The 22,604-nt window shown below is 43.9% G+C and carries 18 protein-coding genes and 2 pseudogenes; 9 read left to right on the forward strand and 11 right to left on the reverse strand.

The window, feature by feature from the left end; genetic code table 11:
• Positions 1-249: 249 nt before the first annotated feature.
• Both ACX5J7_RS15115 and miaE read right to left on the reverse strand, forming a co-directional pair.
• Positions 250-849 carry a Yip1 family protein gene (locus ACX5J7_RS15115; RefSeq protein ID WP_015067524.1) on the reverse strand — a complete coding sequence of 200 codons (600 nt, stop codon included), beginning with the start codon at positions 847-849 and terminating at the stop codon, positions 250-252.
• Positions 850-1,055: 206 nt separating this feature from the next.
• Positions 1,056-1,836, reverse strand: a pseudogene (gene miaE / locus ACX5J7_RS15120) (tRNA isopentenyl-2-thiomethyl-A-37 hydroxylase MiaE).
• A gap of 166 nt (positions 1,837-2,002) precedes the next feature.
• On the opposite strand from miaE, the gene ACX5J7_RS15125 reads away from it, so the two are divergent.
• The 4 genes from ACX5J7_RS15125 (at position 2,003) to ACX5J7_RS15140 (ending at position 6,343) form a co-directional block, all read left to right on the forward strand.
• The gene (locus ACX5J7_RS15125) at positions 2,003-2,608 is read left to right on the forward strand and encodes an acyl carrier protein phosphodiesterase (protein WP_498707417.1); all 606 of its coding nucleotides are present in this window, start codon (positions 2,003-2,005) and stop codon (positions 2,606-2,608) included.
• A gap of 176 nt (positions 2,609-2,784) precedes the next feature.
• The gene (locus ACX5J7_RS15130; protein WP_278385569.1) at positions 2,785-4,380 is read left to right on the forward strand and encodes a S10 family peptidase; all 1,596 of its coding nucleotides are present in this window, start codon (positions 2,785-2,787) and stop codon (positions 4,378-4,380) included.
• 173 nt (positions 4,381-4,553) lie between these two features.
• Positions 4,554-5,807 carry a nidogen-like domain-containing protein gene (locus tag ACX5J7_RS15135; protein WP_024016500.1) on the forward strand — a complete coding sequence of 418 codons (1,254 nt, stop codon included), beginning with the start codon at positions 4,554-4,556 and terminating at the stop codon, positions 5,805-5,807.
• A gap of 56 nt (positions 5,808-5,863) precedes the next feature.
• A complete protein-coding gene (locus ACX5J7_RS15140) occupies positions 5,864-6,343 on the forward strand; it encodes an invasion associated locus B family protein (protein WP_015067519.1) in 480 nt (159 codons plus the stop codon).
• Positions 6,344-6,371: 28 nt separating this feature from the next.
• Here the strand turns inward: ACX5J7_RS15140 and ACX5J7_RS15145 are convergent, their stop codons facing one another.
• Positions 6,372-7,289 carry a LysR family transcriptional regulator gene (locus ACX5J7_RS15145; protein ID WP_278385591.1) on the reverse strand — a complete coding sequence of 306 codons (918 nt, stop codon included), beginning with the start codon at positions 7,287-7,289 and terminating at the stop codon, positions 6,372-6,374.
• 100 nt (positions 7,290-7,389) lie between these two features.
• On the opposite strand from ACX5J7_RS15145, the gene ACX5J7_RS15150 reads away from it, so the two are divergent.
• The 3 genes from ACX5J7_RS15150 to ACX5J7_RS15160 all read left to right on the forward strand — a co-directional run bounded on the left by ACX5J7_RS15150 (position 7,390) and on the right by ACX5J7_RS15160 (position 12,059).
• Complete coding sequence (locus tag ACX5J7_RS15150; protein ID WP_278385593.1) at positions 7,390-8,403, forward strand: zinc-binding alcohol dehydrogenase family protein; 1,014 nt, start codon at positions 7,390-7,392, stop codon at positions 8,401-8,403.
• Between the two features lie 279 nt (positions 8,404-8,682).
• The gene (locus ACX5J7_RS15155; protein WP_498707418.1) at positions 8,683-10,752 is read left to right on the forward strand and encodes a catalase; all 2,070 of its coding nucleotides are present in this window, start codon (positions 8,683-8,685) and stop codon (positions 10,750-10,752) included.
• Between the two features lie 404 nt (positions 10,753-11,156).
• Positions 11,157-12,059 carry an SDR family oxidoreductase gene (locus ACX5J7_RS15160; RefSeq protein ID WP_498707419.1) on the forward strand — a complete coding sequence of 301 codons (903 nt, stop codon included), beginning with the start codon at positions 11,157-11,159 and terminating at the stop codon, positions 12,057-12,059.
• A gap of 127 nt (positions 12,060-12,186) precedes the next feature.
• On the opposite strand, the gene ACX5J7_RS15165 is transcribed toward ACX5J7_RS15160, so the two are convergent.
• On the reverse strand, positions 12,187-12,615 hold the full coding sequence (locus ACX5J7_RS15165) for a ferritin-like domain-containing protein (RefSeq protein WP_278385573.1): 429 nt from the start codon (positions 12,613-12,615) through the stop codon (positions 12,187-12,189).
• Between the two features lie 396 nt (positions 12,616-13,011).
• Positions 13,012-14,001, reverse strand: a complete 990-nt coding sequence (locus tag ACX5J7_RS15170) for a YhdH/YhfP family quinone oxidoreductase (protein WP_278385574.1) — start codon at positions 13,999-14,001, stop codon at positions 13,012-13,014.
• A gap of 174 nt (positions 14,002-14,175) precedes the next feature.
• On the opposite strand from ACX5J7_RS15170, the gene ACX5J7_RS15175 reads away from it, so the two are divergent.
• Positions 14,176-14,598 carry a winged helix-turn-helix transcriptional regulator gene (locus ACX5J7_RS15175; protein WP_012518459.1) on the forward strand — a complete coding sequence of 141 codons (423 nt, stop codon included), beginning with the start codon at positions 14,176-14,178 and terminating at the stop codon, positions 14,596-14,598.
• 102 nt (positions 14,599-14,700) lie between these two features.
• Here ACX5J7_RS15175 and gtfA read toward each other — a convergent pair whose 3' ends face one another.
• The 6 genes and pseudogenes from gtfA to ACX5J7_RS15205 form a co-directional block, all read right to left on the reverse strand.
• Positions 14,701-16,197, reverse strand: a complete 1,497-nt coding sequence (gene gtfA, locus ACX5J7_RS15180; RefSeq protein WP_012518460.1) for a sucrose phosphorylase — start codon at positions 16,195-16,197, stop codon at positions 14,701-14,703.
• 309 nt (positions 16,198-16,506) lie between these two features.
• Positions 16,507-16,692 carry an oxidoreductase-like domain-containing protein gene (locus tag ACX5J7_RS15185; protein WP_012518461.1) on the reverse strand — a complete coding sequence of 62 codons (186 nt, stop codon included), beginning with the start codon at positions 16,690-16,692 and terminating at the stop codon, positions 16,507-16,509.
• A gap of 108 nt (positions 16,693-16,800) precedes the next feature.
• The gene (locus ACX5J7_RS15190) at positions 16,801-18,570 is read right to left on the reverse strand and encodes a flotillin family protein (protein WP_287149639.1); all 1,770 of its coding nucleotides are present in this window, start codon (positions 18,568-18,570) and stop codon (positions 16,801-16,803) included.
• Positions 18,571-18,589: 19 nt separating this feature from the next.
• Positions 18,590-19,204, reverse strand: a complete 615-nt coding sequence (locus ACX5J7_RS15195) for an OB-fold-containig protein (protein WP_012518463.1) — start codon at positions 19,202-19,204, stop codon at positions 18,590-18,592.
• Positions 19,205-19,436: 232 nt separating this feature from the next.
• Positions 19,437-20,163: pseudogene (gene lpxH / locus ACX5J7_RS15200) on the reverse strand (UDP-2,3-diacylglucosamine diphosphatase).
• Between the two features lie 128 nt (positions 20,164-20,291).
• On the reverse strand, positions 20,292-20,783 hold the full coding sequence (locus ACX5J7_RS15205; RefSeq protein ID WP_012518465.1) for a peptidylprolyl isomerase: 492 nt from the start codon (positions 20,781-20,783) through the stop codon (positions 20,292-20,294).
• A 163-nt stretch (positions 20,784-20,946) separates the two neighbouring features.
• On the opposite strand from ACX5J7_RS15205, the gene cysS reads away from it, so the two are divergent.
• Positions 20,947-22,329 (forward strand): cysteine--tRNA ligase, encoded by a 1,383-nt coding sequence (cysS, locus tag ACX5J7_RS15210; protein ID WP_474376049.1) that lies wholly within the window; start codon positions 20,947-20,949, stop codon positions 22,327-22,329.
• The last annotated feature ends 275 nt before the right edge of the window (positions 22,330-22,604 follow it).

Below are 22,604 nucleotides of genomic sequence, written 5' to 3' on the forward strand. Positions count from 1 at the left end.
CCGTATATGGGAAGTAATTGTAGTCAAATTTGGTAGATTGCCTCAGTGCTAGAACGCCAAACCCTGCAATGAAAGTTACCACAATGTTAGAAAATGAACGATGTCCATAGGGCGCACGATACTAGATTGCAAATTAGCATTGTGTCACTTAGCAAGTGATATGAAGTATGCAGGAGCCGTATACGAGGCCCGTACGTACGGTTCTGTGAGAGGGATGAGGCGCAAGCCTCACCCTACTCGATACAGGTATTAGTGAACAAATACTGGCCCGCCAGTTACGCCCCACAGCAGAACTGACCCTGTCATAAGAATAACAAGCAGCACTAAACCACAAGTTACCACCGAGCTTGAATAAATAAACCCTTTGTCTTCTGGCATGTGCATTAAAATGGGAACGCCTGAATACAGTAGGTACACCGAATAGCTGATGCCTACTAATAACGCTGTCATCACAACCCATAGCTCGGGGTAAAGACCGGCAAAACCCACCATGAAAAGTGGCGTTGCGGTATACGCGGCAAGCTCTAAAGATTGGGTATAAGTTGGCGTAGCGTCAAATGCTTTCGCTAACTCATGAATGAGGACGGCTAGGGCGACTACACCGCCAATTAAGCCGAAGTACATGCCTATACCCATCATAATAGCGGTATTTTCGCTTAGTCTTATTACGTCGCCAGCTCCAATGCTCCAACCGGAGTGAGCACTTGAATAGTAAGCAACGAGTGAAGGAATGAGCGCTATAAAAGCAATATGGGTAAGCGCGTAGAAATAGGTTTCGTGCTTGGTATCAATGGTTTGCCACTCTTCTCTGGGATGAGTGTAAATACCAATTAAATGATTCAAAATCATAAAGTCCTGCCTTGTTCACCAACGTTATTTTAAGAATATTGTTGTGAGGCAGTGAAACACACGAATAAGCCGTAAATTCGAATACTCACGGACACAGCGCAAAGCGCTAAAAAACTGCCATTAACAATACATTTACAAATCGAGTGTGCAGCAGAAACGCAAAGCCGTCAATATAAATTGGTTGATTTATGAACGAGGCAAGCCTGTTAAGTAAAGTCTGGTGCACCTGAATGGAAGCGCAGTTCATTATCGTCACTTTCAATCAATGATTTTTCTACGCTGCCAAAGTGGTTAATGCGCTCGCTGATGTCGGTTTTAGATATCTGACTGGCTAAGGTTAAATAATCTTCGAAATGGCGTGCCTCTGAGCGCAGCAGTGACACATAAAACTTACCTAAGTCTTCGGAAACATGCGGGGCTAGCTTGGCAAAACGCTCGCATGAGCGCGCTTCGATATAGGCACCACAAATGAGCTTGTCGACAAGTTTTTCTGGTTCGTAAGTGCGTACGTGACGGAGTAAGCCGTTGGCATAACGGCTAGATGTCACCGATTTATATTCGAAACCTAGCTCGTGCATAATTTCTAGCACTTGATAAAAATGATGTAGCTCTTCTTTTATCAGCATTACCATTTTATCGAGCATGTCTTTTTTGAACGGGTCGAGGCCTTCTACATTGAACACACTTTTTGAAAGATGCTTAGTGTTTAGGGATTGCCAATCGCTCATGGCGATACGTGAAATCTTCATAAGGCTTAAGCCACCCCAGTAGTACTTTACTGGTTTCCTCGTCGGCCACATAGCGGCGTAGCAGGTACATGGCCGATTGTGCCGCTTTAAGCTCACAAATTAAGTGATCAGTAAGAATAACCCGTAAGTTTTCTTCTTTTTGCGCTTCATTTATCCACGACTGCGGGGTCTCGCAATGTAAAAACGCATTGACGGGTGAAAGAAGAGACGTTACTTCAGAAGGAGAAATTACAGACATGTGGGAGCTCGGTTTAAAGTGCTACAGATTTTCAGATACTTATGAATTTGGCATACTGCCGTGATTCGTTTCGGCAAACCTATGTTCAAGGCGTCTGAATGAATGCTAATTTTACTTGATACCCACAAGCCCTTACAACTTAAAATCGAGGCCTTTAAATTACAAAATGAATTATCTTGCCCATCTCTTTCTTGCTCGCCCCACTGCCGACTCTCATTTTGGTAACTTGTTGGGAGATTTTAGAAGGGGCGTTGATATCAACACGTTTGGAAATGCAGTACGGCTAGGCCTTAAAAATCACTACGAAGTTGATAGATTTACCGATAGGCACGAAACCGTACTAGCGGCGAAAACATTATTTCATAAAAGTCGCAGGCGTTTTGCGCCTGTAGCACTGGATATCTATTTCGATCATTTACTTATCAAACACTGGGCTACATTTACACCACAAGGTTTTGATGATTTTCGGGAGCAAAGTTTTGCATTATTAGAAAAGCGCCTACCTAGTATGCCAAGAACGATGCAGGTGAGCATAGGGCACATGATCACTCACGATTGGTTTGAGGATTACGCGAGAGAAGATGGGATTGCGAAAGCTATCTCAGTAGTGGCTAAACGCATTCGCTTTGCCAATACATTTCATAAAAGCGTTGACGACATCAGTGATCATCAAGAAGAGATAGAGCAGCTGTTTTTAGCATTTTTTCCAGAGCTCATTGCGCATATTGAAAATGAGGGGCCAGAAAATAAATCTGCGCCTCAATTTAAGTAGGTAAGCTAGATTACGAAGAGTATCGACGAAATTCGGCGATTTATCGTTGATTACAAAGCTGCATTATTAACCGCTATATAGTGTTATCAGCAGATGATACCTCAAAGCTTGCAAACTGAGGCATACATCTACGATTACTTAACTAAAAGTACACAATAAAAGACAGATAAAAAATAATGATGAAAATATATCCCTCAACGCTATCTGCATCACACCATAAAGGTGCCAAGTCAGGCAAAGCCGTTTCATGGTTTACTGCTACTCTTCTCGTTTTTGCGAGTTTAACTGGTGTTGCTACCGCGAAAGATGAAGGCCCCGTAACGCATGCTCGTTCAGTTGAAATAGACAGTAGCGTGGTAACTGAGCATGAAACAAAAATTTTGGGTAAGCGCGTGAAATACAGCGCTACCACAGGTACGCAACCGGTTTGGAACACAAAAGACGAAGCGGTTGCGACCTTGTTTTATACTTACTATCAGCGAACTGACGTAAAAGAGAATACCGAGCGCCCGCTTATCATTTCATTTAACGGTGGCCCGGGTTCCGCCTCTGTGTGGATGCATGTCGCGTATACCGGCCCGCGTATTCTCAATATCGATGATGAAGGCTACCCGGTTCAGCCTTATGGCATTCAAACCAACCCATATTCGATTTTAGACGTGGCTGATATTGTATTTGTTAACCCGGTAAACACGGGTTATAGCCGTGTGCTTCCTAAAGCAGACGGTTCAATGCCATCGCAAGATGAGCAACAAAAAATGTTCTTTGGGGTAAATGCAGATATTAGCTATTTAGCAGATTGGGTGAATACCTTTGTAACACGCAACAATCGCTGGCGCTCCCCGAAATACCTTATCGGTGAAAGCTACGGTACAACTCGGGTTTCGGGTCTTGCATTAGAGCTTCAAAACCGACAGTGGATGTATCTAAACGGTGTCGTGTTGGTATCGCCAACCGATATAGGTATTGAGCGTAACGGCCCAGTAAAAGCCGCCAACCGACTACCTTATTTTGCCGCAGCAGCCTGGTATCACAATAAGCTAGACCCAGAGCTACAAAATAAAGACTTAACTGAACTCTTACCCGAAGTCGAAGATTTCACTATCAACACGCTTATTCCGGCGCTGGCTAAAGGTGGGTTTATCGGCGATAAAGAAAAGCATGAGGTGCTAAAACAAATGGCGCGCTATTCTGGTTTAAGTGAGGCGTCTATTGCTCAAAATAACCTAGATGTAAGCACCGCTTTTTTCTGGAAAGATTTATTACGAGATGAAGGGAAGACCTTAGGCAGATTGGATAGCCGTTATTTGGGTATAGACGCGAAGCAAAGTGGTGACCGCCCTGATTACTGGGCAGAGCTAACGTCATGGCTGCATTCCTTCACACCTGCTATTAACTACTACCTGCGCGAGGAGTTAAACTATAAAACCGACATGAAATACAACATGTTCGGAAACGTGCATCCGTGGGATAGAAGTAACAACCAAACGGGGCAGAATTTGCGATTGGCGATGGCGCAAAATCCCTATTTAAATGTAATGATTCAAGCAGGTTATTACGATGGTGCAACGAATTACTTCGATGCTAAATATACCATGTGGCAACTCGATCAAAGTGGCACCTTAAAAGACCGTTTAAGCTTTAAAGGATATCGCAGCGGGCACATGATGTACCTGCGTCGCGATGACTTGAAACAGTCTAACCAAGATTTACGTGAATTCATTAAAGCAAGCACGCCGAGCAAAGGTGAACCTGCTGAATACAAGCGATAGTACAACTAAAAGGCAGGACAAGGATGTCAGTTTCTTTTACATATGATTTGCTTTATAAATTTAAGTTGCTTTATCTTGTTGATTTTTAATGGGTAAATTCTTTGGTCTGGATTTTGCTAACGTTTTGCTGACATATAAGAAATTTAATTAACAACAATTACAAGGACGTACCCGTGAGTAAACCTTCGCGTTTTAAACTATCTCTGCTTGCAAGTGCTGCCCTAGCATTTTCTATCTCAAGTACCACTGCCAATGCTTCTGTACTCCTCTCCGGTTGGGATGGCTCAACTGACAGCGGGGTTGGCTTTTTGGCGATGGAAAGCAATGATGATGACTCCTCTGGCCCTGTAGTTTTCGACTCATACGAAGCTTTGGCGTTCAATAGTGGTTTAAATTTTTTTGGAACGACCTACGATAGGTTTTTCATCAACAATAACGGCAACATTACCTTCAATGGTCCTGTAGGTACATTTACGCCTAACCCTTTTCCTAACAGCAATCAGCCTATGATTGCGCCATTTTGGGGGGATGTAGATACACGCTGCGCAGAATGTGGTGATGTATTTATTGGCTCTCCCAATGAAGATACCCTGGTAGTAACGTGGAATGACGTTGGTTACTACAATGAAAATAGTGATCCGACCAACACGTTTCAATTAGTATTAATTGATAGGGAAGATACAGGGGCGGGTAACTTCGACGTTGAATTCAGATATGAAGATATCGGTTGGACGACGGGAGACGTGTCTAGTGGTATTCCTGCTCAGGCTGGATATGACGCCGGCGATGGGGAAAACTTTTTTACCGTACCTGGTTCTCGAACTTCCGCCATTGCAGATATAGACGAAAGTAACAGCAATACGGGTACGCCGGGTATCTGGAAATTTGCTATTCGCGACGGCGTGCTACCGGGTGATAATCCGGAAAATCCTATTCTGCCAATTGTTAATCCAGAATCACCAACAGACTATGAATTTGAATTCTCTATCGATGATCCAGACGAACTTGTTTTTATCGATCCGGATGTAGCAGTAGGTTATGACTATATTGTAAATAGTGGCCCAGATATCGCTTCGGTTCTTTTGCCAGAAGGTTATGATGACAACCTGTTTGACCTATTCCTTTGGGATGATGGCCTTATGGATTGGTTAGACACAGGTACAGATATTACAGGAGGTGTAGAGTACGACTTCACTTCACCTGTAGATCGTTTCAGAATTATGGGGATTGACGTTTCGAATATGCTTGAACCTACGCCAGATGCGTTTGTAACTGGCTTAACGTTCGATGGTTCAGGTGTTATTAACATGAACCAAAATGCAGTGACTGTATTTGTACCAGGCCCGACCCAAGTTCCTGCGCCTAGTACCTTGTTCCTTATGCTAGGTGCGCTATTCAGCACTTTCCTATTAAGAAAGCGTAAATAGTAAAAACAAGTACAATAAGGGGAGCATAAGCTCCCCATTTTCGTTAAGAGGTAGAAGTGAAATATTTAGTATTAGTTAGTTCGATACTCGCATCGTTTTCTGCATGGCCTGTGACAACGAATGATTTTGGTAGCTGGAGTTTACTGTGCAACGATTCATCAGTTTGTACACTTAGCCAGTTAGTTGCAAAAGACGAAGAAGCTACAAAAGTCTTGCTGGGCGTCAATGTTGATTATTCCTATTCGAAAAGTTTCCCAGTTTTAATAATAAAACTGCCTCAAAATACGATAACGAAAAATGGGGTCGGAGTAAAAATAGACGAGTTTGCACCTTTACAAGTCCCTTTTTCCGGGTGTGACGAAAAGGCGTGCCAAAGTATTATCAAAATCGATAGCCAGCTATTAGAGCAAATGCATAACGGTGAAACCATGCTAATTGCATTTCAGAAGTCTGAAAGCCAGCAGGTTACCTTACCCGTATCATTAGCAGGTTTTGACGAAGCATACGCGCAGCTTACTTCAAGAGTTAAACGATAAGGCTAACGTATCATTATTAAGCTAAGTTTTAATATATACCTGCTTTTTTAAGCTGTGCTAAATACTCGGCACAGCGCGTTTTTAACATGTCTCTTAACAGCCTAACCGCTGGTGTAATAGACTGGCGGCTCGGGCAAATTAGCCAAAGTTGCGTGGGTTTCGGTTGGTAGTCTGACAATAACGTAATAAGACGTCCATTTAGAATGTCATCACAGGCGTCTAAGCTTGATTTAACAGCTACCCCTTTACCTGCGACAGCCCACCTTCTAACCATTTCACCGTCGTTCGCCGTTCTGTTGCCCTGCATTTTTATCTTTAACGGTTTACCCTCGTGCACGAATTCCCATTCGTTATACACTTTATCGTGCAGTTGATAAAACAGCCCATTGTGAGCTTGTAAATCTTCAAATTGTTCAGGGGCACTATAGGTGCTGATATAAGAGGGCGAAGCAACAAGTAAGCGTGGTACATCACATATCTTAAACCCGTAAACGCTTGCATCATCAGGCGAGCCATAACGTAAAGCTAAGTCAATTGGGTCGCGATAGAAGTCGATATTACTGTCGTTCAAATTGAGTTTTACGCTTATTTTCTCATGCTCATTCATGAAATCATCAAGCCATGGTGCAATGACGTTACGGCCTAAGTCAGAGGATAAACCTAGCCGTAATTCGCCCTCAATAACGCCAGTTTCACCTTTTAAGTTTTGTTTGGCGTTTTTTAGCATCGACATGGCTTGTTCACACGTTGGCAAGAAGCGCTCACCAGCAGAAGAAAGCCTAAGTGATCGGGTGGTGCGTACAAACAACTCAGCACCAACCGCTTGTTCTACCCGTTTAACAGCTGCACTCGCCGTAGCCGTACGCATATTTAAGTGGGTAGCAGCAGCGGTAATGTTTCTAAATTCGGCTACTTTTATCACAACGTTCAAGTCATCGAGCAACATGATTTTCAAAAACTATTTGATAATGTTTCTTATATTGTGCTGTTTATCGAAATTTAATCAAGAGTATGATGAGAATATTACTCAAAAGGAGAAACGAATGATGAAAGCTATTGGTTATACCCACTCACTAGACATTAACGAACCTAATGCACTAATAGATTTAGACGTAGACAAGCCCAGCGCGTCGGGTAGAGACTTATTGGTAAAAATAAATGCGATAGCGGTAAACCCTGTAGATTACAAAATTCGTCAACGAGTAAACCCTGAGGGTGGCGATCCTAAAATTTTAGGCTGGGATGCGGTAGGTGAAGTCGCAGAAATTGGCGCTGATGTAACCCAGTTTGCGGTAGGTGATAAGGTGTATTATGCCGGAGACCTAACGCGGGCGGGCTCTAATGCAGAATTCCAGTTGGTTGACGAGCGCATTGTAGGTAAGGCGCCGAGTTCCCTCTCTGATAGCGAAGCGGCAGCGCTTCCTTTAACCACCATCACAGCTTATGAGCTACTATTTGAACACTTGGCGCTGAAGCAGCAAAGTGAGAAAAGCGATGAAGTTGTGTTGGTAGTAGGCGCTGCCGGCGGCGTAGGCTCTATTATGCTGCAGTTGCTTAAAGCCCTGACCGGCGCAGTGGTAATAGCAACGGCGTCTCGTGAAAGCTCTAAAAACTGGGTGCAAGAACTCGGCGCAGACTATGTCGTGGATCACAGTAAACCTTTGGCCGAGCAAATTAAGTCGCTCAACATTGGTGAGGTGACCCACGTAGCCAGTTTAAACAACACGCATCAATACATTGACGAGTATGTTGAGGTGATGAAGCCGAAAGGTAAACTGGCCTTAATTGACGACCCAGAAAGCTTGGACGTAGCAAAGTTAAAACAAAAGAGTCTATCGTTACATTGGGAATTTATGTTTACCCGTTCAATGTTTGAAACCGAAGATATGGTTGAGCAGAGTCGGTTGCTAACGCATGTTGCTACACTAATTGACGAAGGCAAAATAAAAACCACGGTAGGCAAGCACTTAGGTAAGATTACGACACAAAACCTTATTGCGGCCCATAGAATACTTGAAGAAGGGCGCGCAATAGGCAAATTGGTATTAGAAGGGTTTTAAGGCGCATTTAATCACTATTGGCACTCACTAAGCCCTCTCAGAGGGCTTATATCTTATCGCATCACTAAAAACGGTTTAGGCGGCATCGCGCTCCCTTGACCGCTTTGTCTTATTTGTAATTCTTTCTTCTAATTTTGTAAGAATGCCCCGGCAATCTATTCTTTATCATTTAACTCTTTGAAATTAATGTGAATTTTACTTGGAATCTAACTTGCTGTAACAGTGGCGCATAGCATTAAACATTGATGTGTGTTTAAACTTTAACCACAAGGAATAATCATGGCTGAATCATTCAAGTATGAAGGAAGTAAAGGACAAGGCGGCGAATTGCATCAGAAGGCTGGCGACGGTTACCCTACAATGACAACTGCGCAGGGTTGTCCCGTACACGATGACCAGAATTCACTAAAAGCTGGAGCAAGAGGGCCTTCAGCACTAGAAGATCACGTGATGCGTGAGAAAATATTTCACTTTGATCACGAGCGCATTCCCGAGCGCGTGGTGCATGCTCGAGGGTACGGGGCCCACGGATATTTTGAAACGTACGAGTCACTATCTGACATCACCTGTGCTGAAATTTTTCAGGAAAAAGGTAAAAAGACCCCGGTATTCACTAGATTCTCTACCGTAGCGGGCAACCAGGGTTCTCCAGATTTAGCGCGCGATGTACGAGGTTTTGCTGTTAAATTCTATACTCAAGAGGGCAATTGGGATTTAGTTGGCAATAACATTCCCGTCTTCTTTATTCAAGATGCTATCAAGTTCCCAGATTTAATTCACTCAGCTAAACAAGAGCCTGACCGAGGTTTTCCACAAGCGCAAACCGCGCACGATAACTTTTGGGACTTCACAAGCTTAAGCCCAGAGTCTGTTCACATGCTTATGTGGGCGATGTCAGACCGTGCTATTCCGCGTTCATTCCGCTTCATGGAAGGTTTTGGTGTACACACCTTTAAGCTTATAAATGCCAAAGGTGAAATGAAATATGTGAAGTTTCATTGGAAACCGAAACAAGGTTTGCAGTCAGTCGTGTGGAATGAAGCACTGAAAATTAATGGTGCAGATCCCGATTTCCACAGAAGAGACCTTTGGAATGCAATACTTGCTGGCGACTTCCCAGAATGGGAGTTAGGAATGCAGGTCTTCGACCAAGAGTTTGCAGATAATTTTGAATTCGATGTTTTAGACGCAACCAAGCTTATACCCGAAGAGCAAGTACCAGTTAAAATTGTAGGTAAAATGGTGCTTAATAAGGTGGTAGATAACTTCTTCGCTGAAACAGAGCAAGTTGCATTTTGTACACAAAACATTGTACCTGGTATAGATTTTACCAACGACCCACTACTACAGGGGCGTAATTTCTCTTATTTAGATACTCAGTTGAAACGATTAGGTAGTACTAATTTTACGCACTTGCCCATTAACGCGCCTAAATGCCCGATGCGTCATTTCCAGCAAGACGGCCATATGGCAATGCATAACCCCAAAGGTCGTGCTAATTACGAGCCAAACTCTTGGGAAGCCGATGAGAATAATCCGCGCGCGTGTCCAGCACATGGATTTAAATCGCATAATGAAGAAGTATCAGGTGAAAAGGTTAGACATCGCTCAGAAACTTTCGCTGACCATTACAGCCAAGCTCGTCAGTTTTATATCAGCCAAACTGAAACCGAGAAAGAGCATATTCGCGACGCATTCGCTTTTGAGCTATCCAAAGTAGAGCGTTTGTCGATTCGTGAGCGAGTAGTATCACATCTATTAAATGTAGATAAAGACCTTGCGAAAGCCGTGGGTGAAGCGCTGGGCTTCTCAGAGATGCCAGAGCCAGCAGAGGCTGCAATGGAAACTAGAGAAGACCTCGTTGAGTCTGATGCGTTAAGTATCTTAAAAAATGCGCCGGATACGTTTAAAGGCAGAAAGCTGGGTATTTTAGTGAGTGATGAACTTGACGGTGAATTGCTTGGGAAAGTAAAAACTGCTTTAGATAACGAAGGCGCTATGTACGAGGTTGTTGCGCCTCAAATTGGCGGCGTTACTTGTGATAAGGGTAAAAAAGTAGATGCACAGCAGAAGGTCGATGGTGGGCCATCAGTATTATACGATGCGGTGCTGTTACTAATGTCGCAGTCGGGAGCCGAAAAGTTAGCGGGCAAGCCTGAAGCAAAAGATTTTGTTTCTGATGCGTTTGCTCACGACAAGTTTATCGGCTACACAGATGCCGCAATGCCACTTATCAAGGCCGTTGGCTTAGATAGCATGATAGACGAAGGTTTTGTGGACCTTAAACAAAAGTCGGCAGACGAATTTATTAAAACATTACGTGGTATTCGTTATTGGGCTAGATCTTAATTCAGCCTTTGCAGTTTTTTAGAAATAGGAGGGCGCTTTTTTAAGCGCCCTTTTTTATTGCGTGTCCCGTCCTGAAATTGCCGCCTCGTGAAATTATTCCGCCCCGAAATACATTGACATAAAGAGCACTTATTTAAGACCAATTCAAATAACTCTAAGGCTCAGCGGTTCTGTACTTATTTTTCAATGGTACGAATGTTTTACTGACAACAATATATTAAAACAGTTTTACTGTTAGCTGCATTCTAAAAATGGAAATTAAATTCGGATATTTTTGTTTTATTTCAATTGTCTATGTCTTTTGTGATGCTTTTGGTTGAAGTGAGCGAATCTTTAATATCTTGTCCCTTCGGCATGGGTCATGCACCCATAAGAGTGTGTATATTCATTAAGGAGGAACAAATATGTCAAAGCAAGACCAATACACAATGACCGACCCTCGTACTCAATATGATAACGATGGAACCCATTACAACGATGACCAACCTGATCCTGCATTAGATAAAAAATTAGACCCTTCAGCAGATCATGGCGAAAATACTTATCGAGGGAGCGATAGGTTGAAGGGGCGAAAAGCACTGGTAACTGGCGGAGACTCTGGCATAGGTAGAGCAGTTGCTATCGCTTTTGCCAGAGAAGGCGCTGACGTCGTCATCAATTACCTTCCCTCTGAACAGGAAGATGGTGATAAAACCGTTGCTATTCTAGAAGAGGCAGGCGTAAGAGCTAAGGGCATAGCCGGAGACATTAAAGACGAAGACTTCTGTGTTTCCCTTGTGGAAGAGGCGAACACCTTTTTGGAGGGTCTCGATATTCTTGTAAATAACGCCGGCAAGCAGAAGTTTATTGAAAATATTGAGGATATCACTACCGAGCAATTTAGAACTACGTTTGAAACTAACGTTTTCGCCATGTTTTGGATTACCAAAGCAGCGGCTAAGTACATGCCCCCAGGTGGTAGCATTATCAATTCTACATCTATTCAGTGTTATCAGCCTTCACCCGGCCTTCTGGATTATTCATCAACTAAAGGTGCTATTACCTCGTTTACCAAGTCGTGCGCTAAAATGTTGATAGAAAAAGGCATCAGAGTGAACGGCGTTGCCCCTGGACCTATTTGGACACCCATACAGCAAAGTGGTGGACAAGCGCCAGACAAGCTTCCTAAGTTTGGTGAAGATACGCCTATAGGCCGCGCAGGGCAGCCCGCAGAACTTGCGCCGGCGTATGTGTATCTAGCGTCTCAGGAATCTAGCTATGTCACTGCCGAAATATTAGGGGTAACAGGCGGTAAACATCTTCCGTAATAATCGTTTAAAAAGGGACTTTATTTCCTAAAGAGATATTATTAAACGAAGGGGCGTAAAATAACGCCCCTTTTGTTAAAAGTTATCAGCGGCACATAGCGCTAAGAAGCGCGTTCGCAGCTTGCAATTACAATCTTTCAGCAGCGTCAGAGAACCATTGCTTATGGCGTTTCTCATCTGCCCAGTGCCTTTCTATCGTAGCACGCTCTTGTGGTGTAAAACCGTCATGGTCTAAGGCTTTTTCATATGCTTTAGTTGTGACCTCTTCATTAACAACCATCGCTTTAAGAATCGCTTTATCGTTGATAAGCCCTGCAATGACAACTTTTCCCTTCGTCAGTACTTTCTTGAAATCAGCTTCAGTAACTCTATCCTCACTTCGTTGGACTAGCATTTTGTTTAGCGATTCGATATGCGCTTGGTGGTCGTCTCTAAACGTCGCTATTGTCTCCTTGAAACTTGGCTCTTCTATGCGTTCTAGCGTTGCCTCGTAGGCAGCAAGAGCATCAAAGTCTAATTGGCATAGTTCCGATATCACTTTTGCAGTAGATGACATAGTTCTCTCCTTAATATGTCAGTTAAAATTATTTGTACCGGCATATCGTGATAGAAGATTAACTATATTTAATTATACTTTGCCAACAATTACTGCAAGGTCAGTTAGCCTTTTGGAGCGCTGTTATAATTTCTTGGGTCTCAGCTCGCGTTCTATAATCTACATCAACGTAGCGTCAGATGACTTCACCAATTATTTTTTGCAGTGCGTTCAGCTGTAAGTGGTAATATGAGCACCAACTGCCTCAATAGAAAGTGAGTACCACAGAATCTTTGCGATAAATGCACAGGCGGGCTCGGCTGTCAGCATAAGTTTTAAAACCTTTTTATAAAATAGCGAGTTGTTTGTAGTGAATGTGATAAGGCTGTCTTTATAACAGCCTCTACATGCGATGGACTAAAGCTTTACTAATGTTCTTCCCGACAGTTCGCCTTTTAAAATGGCATCTATTTTTTGGCTAACGTCATCTAGCGAAACTTCTTCAGTTAAATCGTTAAGACATTCTAATTTCCATTCACTGGCTAATTTATCCCAAAGTCTCAATCTAGGCGGCATGGGACATTGTACTGAGTCGATACCTAGCAAAGACACGCCGCGTAAAATAAACGGAAATACACTTACATTAAGATCGGCTGAAGCAGTCAGTCCACAACATGTTACCGAACCACCATATTGGGTTGACTTAATAGCCTGCGCTAAGTATTCGCCGCCTACGGTATCAACTGCGCCCGCGTATTGTTCTTTTAACATAGGGCGCTCTTTACTTTCCAACAGCTCATCACGAGTTATTACTTTGCTTGCGCCGAGGTTTTTTAAAAATGACTCATGTTCTTTTTTGCCAGTACATGCCACTACAGAAAAGCCAGCTTTGGCAAGCAGTGCAACTGCCACAGACCCAACGCCACCCGTGGCGCCTGTTACCAAGATATCACCTTTATCAGGCGTTATGCCGTGTTCAACTAACCCTTGTACTGACAGCCCAGCTGTAAAGCCAGCCGTACCAATTACCATCGACTCTTTTAAAGATAAGCCTTCAGGTTTGGCTACTGCCCATTCGCTAGGAATTCGAATGTATTCACCGAAGCCGCCTGGAGTATTCATGCCCAAATCATAACCTGTAATGATAACCTCATCGCCTTCTTTAAACCGGCCGTCATCACATGACACCACTGTACCTGCTGCATCTATGCCTGGGGTGTGGGGAAAATTTCTACTAACACCAGGATTACCTGTTGCAGACAAGGCATCTTTATAGTTGAGTGATGAATACTCTACCTTGATGAGAAGAGTGCCGTCTGGCAAATCATTGAGTGAGCGCTCTGTGATGCCACGAGTGAATGATTTGTCTTCCTGTTTTTCTACAAGTAAAGCCTTAAACGATGTCATACCTGTCTCCGTTGGTCGAAAATTTACGCTACCCATTGTGACGATATATAAACTTTGCGCAAGTATGCACTTTTTAGTAGGGTAGTACCCTAAAAGATACTATTGGGCTTTCCCGTACATAACTTTCAAGGTTTAGACATAACCCAAAGCGAGAACGCCAGTCTCGGAGGAAAGATGACAGCAAGTTTAAAATCCGTAGACAGTACCCCAGAGAATGGTACTGTCGGCTCACTGAGTACAGATGAAAATATCGAAAAACCGAGCGGAACAGTCAGCGAACCGAAGCAATATATTTGTGGTGTTGCGGTGTCGCTAGAAATTATTGGCGGTAAGTGGAAAGGGGTGATCCTTTGGCATCTTTGCCATAAAACCCTTCGCTTTAGCCAGTTAAGGCGACGGCTTCAGGGGGTGACGCAAAAAATGCTGACACAGCAACTTAGAGAGTTAGAGCGAGACGGGCTGGTAAATAGAAAGGTGTATGCCGAAGTTCCGCCGCGGGTGGAGTATTCGCTAACCGAATTAGGTCGCACTTTAGAGCCAACCCTGCGTCAACTATGCGATTGGGGAAGAACGTATAATGACGAACATAAACCGTAAAGAATACCAATCACCTACACATAAATAAAAAAGGCGAGCATTGAAAAGAGACCCTCCCAATGCTCGCCTTCAATGTATATGTGAGGATGTACCTCTCACGGCTTAGGCTAATAGAGCGCCTATAGAAAGCGTGCTTTCTTCGCCATTGCTAACCGTGTTAATAGTCGCGTCCATTGCAGCGAAATCTACGGTTAATGATGCTGCATCACCGTCGTTGCTCCACGACAGTACAAGAGTGTTATCCGTATACGTAACGTCAAAAGCGCCGCCAAACGCTTTGTTTTCGTTTCTAAGCGTAATAAGCTGCATTAAACCTTTAACAACTGGCTTTTGAATAGCGTCTTCAACCATCGCTGTTGTTAAATAAGGGCGGTTTATATCGCGACCCACATTCGTGTTTGCTAGTAGCTCCATGTCGTTGTGCGCAGCAAGTAAGCCACCGTAATAAACTTGAGGAATACCTGGGCTGAAGAATTGGATAGCTCTCGCTACTAAGTAAGCAAAGTCGTCTTTGCCTAGCGCGTCATAGTAGGTACAGTTGACCTGATAAAGGTCAACGTTGTTGGCTGCCGCGCCGGTTGCCTTTTTAGACTCGCCATTTGAATTAACGTGAATTTGTTCAACTAATGCGTTGATAGCGTCGGCGCTAATCAGGCCTGGTTTGTCGCCGCTTGCACCCACATCAACAATACCGATACCGTCGTGCGTATCGAGTACTGTAAAGCAGTTGCGAGGAGAAATAGACAACCAATGCGCTAGTGCGCTCGCATCTTTGGTGAATAGAGTGTGCAGCACCAAAGGCGGTAGTGCGAAGTCATAAACGCTGTCACAACGCGCCGCGATATCAATTTGCGTTTGGTAATGGCTGTGAATTTCAACCAGGCATTGCATGCCCATGGTGCGAGCTCGCTTAGAAAGGGCTTCAATAAATTCAAATGTCTCTTCAAGCATGAAGCAATTTGAACCCGCGCGTTTAATAGCGTAACCGGCTGCATCTAAACGTATTAGATCAACGTTACTTTCGGTAAACGACTGAAGGATAGAAGAAAGGTACTCTTTCCCTAACTCCGACTCAACGTCAATATCAATTTGGTTCGATGTAAATGTTGTCCAAAATGGTACCGTTTCTGTCGAGTCTGTCTCTATACCAACTTCGTAGTCGCTGAAAAATGGCGTAGGGCGAGGGCGGAAGACTTTTGCGATCTGTTCGTCAATTTCAGCCTGATCGTTGCCAGAGAAAACATCTTCTTTTGTAAGGAATAGTGGCCAGTATTCAGACTCTCGTCCCTTTTTTAGCACATCTGTAAATGCTTCGCTTTGACCTGACATATGGTTCACAATGAGGTCGGCCATAATATCTACCGACTCACCAAGCTTTTTAATATTGTTCCAATCGCCTAGACGTTCGTCTACTGTGGTGTGATCGATGGGGTCAAACCCTGCATCTTCTCCGTCGTAAGGGTAGTAAAAAGGTAAAATATGAACACCTTTAAACAAGCCTTTAAGGGGGCCATCCAGTAGATTGGTTAGACTTTCGATGTTGCCGTCGCCTAGTCGGTCCGCATATGTAATTAACTGAACGCCATTGCGTATAGACATGATAACTCTCCAAAATTCAGCATGTGCTTGCTCGTACTTCTTTACATCTATCGAGCGAGCATTACCTCGAATTAAGCGCTACCAGTCTTTTTCATTCACAGTGAATTGTTAACGGGCTTAGCTTAATTCTTAACCTGCTTTTTCAAACTCAGCCACATGGGGCGAGATTTACAAAAAACTCAACTCTTAATCGATTAAGATAAGGTAACAGTAGAATGTGTATTTGTAAATGAAAAGTTTATGAAATGAGGCGGCAGGGCGCGTATAACGCAGGCTTAACAATTGGTTAACAGTTGTGGCGAGTGTTTTTTATTCGCCTTTATCTAGCTGAGATGTGTCAGACGGCTGTTGTTGAGATTCTTCTTGTGCTTTTTTAGCTTCTCTCCATTTATCCAGCTTTTCGTAATACACATCCCAGATACAAGGGCAGCAAGCGCCGCCACCGCAACAGTCATCACGTAGCGGTTTTTCTGGTTCTTCAGGTAGCGTTGCCATACTAAATATCCTCTAAGCCAGTAGGTATTATAAACGAAGAGAGGGGGCGTACCAACAAAAAGCCCTGTTTAGAACAGGGCTGTATACTGATAGTCAGTTTGCAGATGCTTATTCAGTGGGGCGTTCTTCAGTGGCTGTTTTTGGGGTAAGTTTCCCTGGTTCTGCCACAACAGGCTTAGGCCTTACTGCGCTGGCTTGCGATAGTAAGTCACTATTGCCCGTCACTAAATCTTCCAAGGTGCCTTTGTCGGCCTCGACTAAACCTACTTCGCGCAACATTGAATCTACAAGAGGTGCATTAGCGCGGTAATTAAGTGCTGCTTGAGTAACTTGCTCTGCTAAGCCACTTCCTGCAGTAGCAACGGTGTGGTCGCCTTTAACGCCACTACCCTGGCCGTACCCTTGAAGAATTTTAATACCATCAATATTTTCAAGTGGCTTAACGGCATGCGCCACCAGTTCGGGCAATACCTTAAGCATGGCAAGCGACTTCTGTAGCTCAATCTGCTCATTTTTTAGGGTATTTTCAGCTTCGTAAAGGGCCTGTTTACCTTGTGCCTCAACCGCAAGTACCTTCTCGTCGGCCTCTGCTTGCAGCATTTTCGCATCAGCGGTGGCTTTCGCTTCGGTTAGGATCGCTTCAGCGGTGTTTTCTGCCGCTTCTTTTTTAGCCTGTGCTTCAACGGTAATACTTACCGCTTCACGTTCAGCTTCTTTACGGGCGTCTATAACTTCAATTTGCTTCTTACGTTCAGCCTCTGCTACTGATTTCGCGGTCAGTACGGCTTCTTCTTTTTCAACTTTTTGTTTTTCCGCTTCAGCGGCTTTTGCACGCGCTGCAGACTCTTCTTCAGACTTGGTCGCAACGGCAATTTGTTTCACTTGCTCGGAAACTTCTACTTCTTGTTGCTGGCGAATTCGCGCTTGTTCTAGCGCTTGGCGTTTGGCAATTTCTTGGGTTTCAATTTCTCGCGACTTTTCAATTTCCGCAGCTTCTATAGCGCGATTTTTAGCAATTTCTGCCTCGCGCTCTTCACGCTCTTTCATTTCACGCTGTTTAGCAATTTCCGCTTTTTGTTCCTGACGCTTAAAAGCAAGCACCTGTTCTTGGGCGAGTCGAGCTTCTTCTTCGTCCCGTTTAACGTCTAAAGACTGCTTTTCTGCGGCTAAATTACGCTGCTCAATAAAAATGCGATTTTCTTGCTGGATATCGTTGGTTTCTTTGCGTTTTTCTTCGATGATTTTGGTCAAGCGTGCGCGACCTTCGGCATCGAACGCGTTATTTTCATTAAAGAATTGCAAGTCAGTTTGGTCGAAGCCCGTTAAGCTTACCGACTCTAACTCTAAACCGTTCTTTTCAAGGTCGTTAGCAACACTTTGTTGAACCTTCTGCACAAAATCAGCACGCTGTTCATGCATTTCGGTCATGCTCATTTCAGCTGCTACGGCGCGAAGTACGTCAACGAATTTCGACTCCATCAATTTCTTAACTTCTTCGGCGCGGGTGGTACGGGTACCTAGCGTTTGCGCCGCCATTGAGATGCCGTTGGCATTAGGTGCCACACGCAGATAGAAGTCGGCTTTAACGTCAACGCGCATGCGATCTTTAGTAATCAGGGCGTCTTTTTGAATTTTCTCCACTTCTATGCGAAGGGTGTTCATGTTTACAGGAATTATTTCGTGAACAACAGGGAGCACAAGCGCGCCGCCGTCTTTTATAACTTTCTCACCGCCCAGGCCGGTTCTTACAAACGCCGTTTCCTTAGTTGCTCGGGTGTAGAGTTTAGCGAAAATAAGGCCAATAACGATAAGCCCTACAACAATAGCACCGGCAATAAAGAGTATTGACGGCAAGCTAGATGGTTGAATTGTATCCATACTTTTATCTCTTTTTAGGTTATAGGTAGCGTGTTGCTAACCAACTGTGTTTATTTTTTTGAATTAAGATTACGCGCTCTCCTTGCGAAAAAAGCTCTTCTTCTTCAAAAGGCTCTACTAGCACGAAATGAGGTTGTGAATAACAATCAGTGAACTTTGCTTCTGCGGGGTTGCCTCTACTGGCTTTGCCGATGGTAATCTCTGCTACTGACCCTACAAACTCGTCGCTGTTAACTGCGCTCGATTCTATCGTGGGAAGCAAACTCGAAATAATGTGTACCGTTTTAGCGGTAATAAATAACCCTACTAAAAACGCAAGTGGCACTGAGATGAGTGAAGGGGGAGTAACACTTAAAACCGTAGCTGACAGGCCGTTTATAAGCAAGCCACTAAGACCAAAAACGGTCAGTAATACAATTAAATAAATTAGAAACGGAACTTTATTGATATTTAAAAAGTTGGCAAAGGCCGTGTTAAGGAAACCTTCGCTATCTAACTCGCCAAAATCGTCGCCTACACCTAACACGCTTGCACCGAAAATCGTGCCAATAAGCTCTAACACAAAAACAATGAAAACGGCTATAAGCGCAATGCTGAACCAGAAGTTTGAGGGGGAAAGAAGAACATCTGTCATTTACACCATCCATGATGACTAACTCGTTTTCTTACTTTATACCACAGAACAATAATTAAGCTAGTGAATAACTTATGTACTTTCGACTAGTTTGTAACAATAAATTATCAGATTATCTGTTATTCTATTTAATGTGAGCGAAAGGGATGCTGCAGCCTTTTCGCCATTAATCATAATCCATATAGAAAACGGCTCAGGCTAAACTTTTAAAGCCCTTTCTACATGAAAATGCTCAGCTGAAGTTGTGTTTTTCCAGAAGTACTTCATCGGCGGTAACCCGTAATACGCTACCTTGATCGTACCAGTCGCCGAGAACTATACGCGTCGCTGATTTTCCGTTTGCTTTGAGGCTATGAATGTTTGGTCTGTGCGTATGACCATGGATCATGCGCTGTACGCCCCACTTTTCCATCACTTTCACCACCTCTTCAGGGGTGACATCCATAATCTCAGGTTTTAGGTTCTGTTGCTTTTCTTTGCTTTCGGCACGGCCGTTATCTGCTACACGCTGTCGATACCACAAGGGCAAGGCTAGCATTAAGCGTGGCCACCACCACCCGCGAGATTTTTTGCGAAACTTTTGATAGGCAACATCGCGAGTACAAAGCTCATCACCGTGCGTGAGCAGGGTAGGTGTGCCGTACAAATCAATAACTTCTTGTTCGTTTAAGAGAGTCATACCGGCTTTCGATAGCCACTTTTCCCGTATAGCAAAATCTCGATTGCCGTGAATGAAGTAAATAGGGCAGTGCAGACTGACTTCTTTAAAGGCTGACGCAATGGCAGTGTTAAAGGGCGTGACATTGTCGTCGCCAATCCATACTTCGAATAGGTCGCCAAGAACATAAAGTGCGTCAGCATTAATTGCATCTTCTTTTTAAAAAGCGCATCAAGCATTCTGTGATATCTGGACGATCGGCACTTAGGTGTAAATCAGCGATGAAGTAGGTGAACGACATAATTCTTCTTAACGTAGTTTAAAAAGCCGCGTTAAAAAAACGCGGCTTGCTTTTAGCTTAATATTTCAAGCATGTTTTGAAAAACATGCCAGCCATACGATCAATAAGGCTATAGTTTAAGCCGCTAATTAAGCAACCACTGCTTTTTCAATGATCACTGGCTCTACAGGTACGTCTTGGTGATAGCCGTTATTACCTGTTTTAACCGCTTTAATTTTCTCTACAACATCCATGCCTTCAGTTACTTTACCGAATGCACAGTAGCCCCAGCCATTCATCGACTTGCTTGTATGGTTTAGGAAGTCGTTGTTGTTCACGTTAATGAAAAACTGAGCTGTGGCTGAGTGTGGGTCTTGAGTGCGCGCCATCGCGATGGTGCCAACTTCGTTTGCAACGCCGTTGTCAGCTTCGTTTTCAATAGGGTCTTTGGTGTCTTTTTGTTCCATATCAGGGGTGAAACCACCACCTTGAATCATGAAGTTGTTAATTACACGATGGAAAATAGTGTTGTCGAAGAAGCCGTCTTCTACATAAGAAAGAAAGTTCGCTACGGTTTTAGGCGCTTTATCTTCAAAAAGCTCTAGGGTGATATCACCGAAATTTGTTTTCAACGTAACCATTGTGGTGTGTCCTGTGTGTTAGCATATATAAAGTGCGCCGATTTTAGCGCAAAAGAGGGCGGTAGCGCAAAATACTACTACAGCGCAAAAGCCTTGTACCATTTGCATGGTGACAGTGCTAAACTTTGCGGCCCAAAAATTATGACAAATAGGAAATATAGACATGCTACATCTTTACAACACCCGAACCCGTGAAAAAGCGAAGTTTGTTCCGCTTCAAGAAGGGAAAGTGGGTTTGTATGTGTGTGGTATCACCGTTTATGACCTAAGTCACATGGGCCACGCCCGTACTTACCTAAGTTTCGACGTGTTAGTACGCTATTTGCGCCACCTTGGTTTAGACGTTAAGTACGTGCGTAATATCACAGACATAGACGACAAAATTATTGCTCGCGCTAATGAAAACGGCGAAAGCTTCGAAGCACTCACGGCACGTACTATCGCCATGATGCACGAAGACTTTGCAGCGATTAACCTACTAGAGCCAGATGTTGAGCCGACAGTAAGCGGCCACATGGATGAAATTATAGAAATCATTCAGCGCCTGATGGATAAAGGCTACGCTTATCAAGCTAAAAGCGGCGATGTGCTATTCGACGTAAGTAAGTATGAAGATTACGGCAAGCTAAGCAAACAAGACTTAGATCAGCTTAAAGCCGGTGCTCGTGTTGAAGTGGCGGCAGGTAAAGATGACCCGCTAGACTTCGTGCTGTGGAAGACCACAAAGCCCGGAGAACCTGCATGGCAGTCGCCATGGGGCGAAGGCCGTCCGGGCTGGCACATTGAATGTTCTGCAATGAACCATAAGCACCTTGGCGAACACTTTGATATTCATGGTGGTGGTTCAGATTTAACTTTCCCGCACCATGAAAATGAAGTAGCCCAGTCGTGCTGCGCATATGATACGCCTTACGTAAACGTGTGGATGCACGCGGGTATGGTTCAAGTTAACGACGAAAAAATGTCTAAGTCGTTGGGTAACTTTTTTACCTTGCGCGATGTGCTAAAAGAGCACGATTCAGAAACCTTGCGTTTCTTTTTGATGTCGGCGCATTATCGTAGCCAGTTAAGTTACTCTCAAGACAATATCACCCAAGCGAAAGCGGCGCTGGAGCGTTTATATACTGCGCTGCGTGGTGTTGTAGTAAATGAGAGCACTGACCTTAGTCACGGTGGCTACCTAACGCGCTTTGAAGCGGCAATGAACGACGATTTAAACGTACCTGAAGCCTTTTCGGTGTTGTTCGATGTGGCACGTAAGCTTAACCGCCAAAAAGATAACGTAGAAGAAGCAGGTAAACTGGCTGCTGTTCTTAAAGGCCTAGGCGCAATTTTGGGTATGCTTCAAAGCGACCCAGATACTTACCTTAAAGGCGGTGAAGGCAATGACGATGAAGCGGCTGAAATTGAAGCGTTAATTAAACAGCGTAACGATGCCCGTGCCTCCAAAGATTGGGCAGCGGCAGATGCCGCACGCGATGCGTTAAACGCAAAAGGCGTAGTGTTAGAAGACGGCCCAAGCGGTACTACGTGGCGTAAAGCGTAATTAGCAGCCAATACTTTTTAACAGAATGAAAGCCCGCATTTGCGGGTTTTCTTTTTAGTTAAGCTTAAAGCGCACACCGAGTTTTCGTCATTGAACAGCGGTTTTTGGATATACGTACGAAGCTAAACATTTGAAAGTAAGATGGTATCTCCCGAGCTAACGTTTAATGCTTGTGCTGTTTTGCGAGAAATAACAGCTATTTCGTCTTGTTCTTCGGTTTCTGCCATCATTGCATAAAAAGGCTGGCTTAACGTGGCGATAAGCTTAATTTTACT

The organism is Alteromonas infernus, from assembly GCF_902705815.1.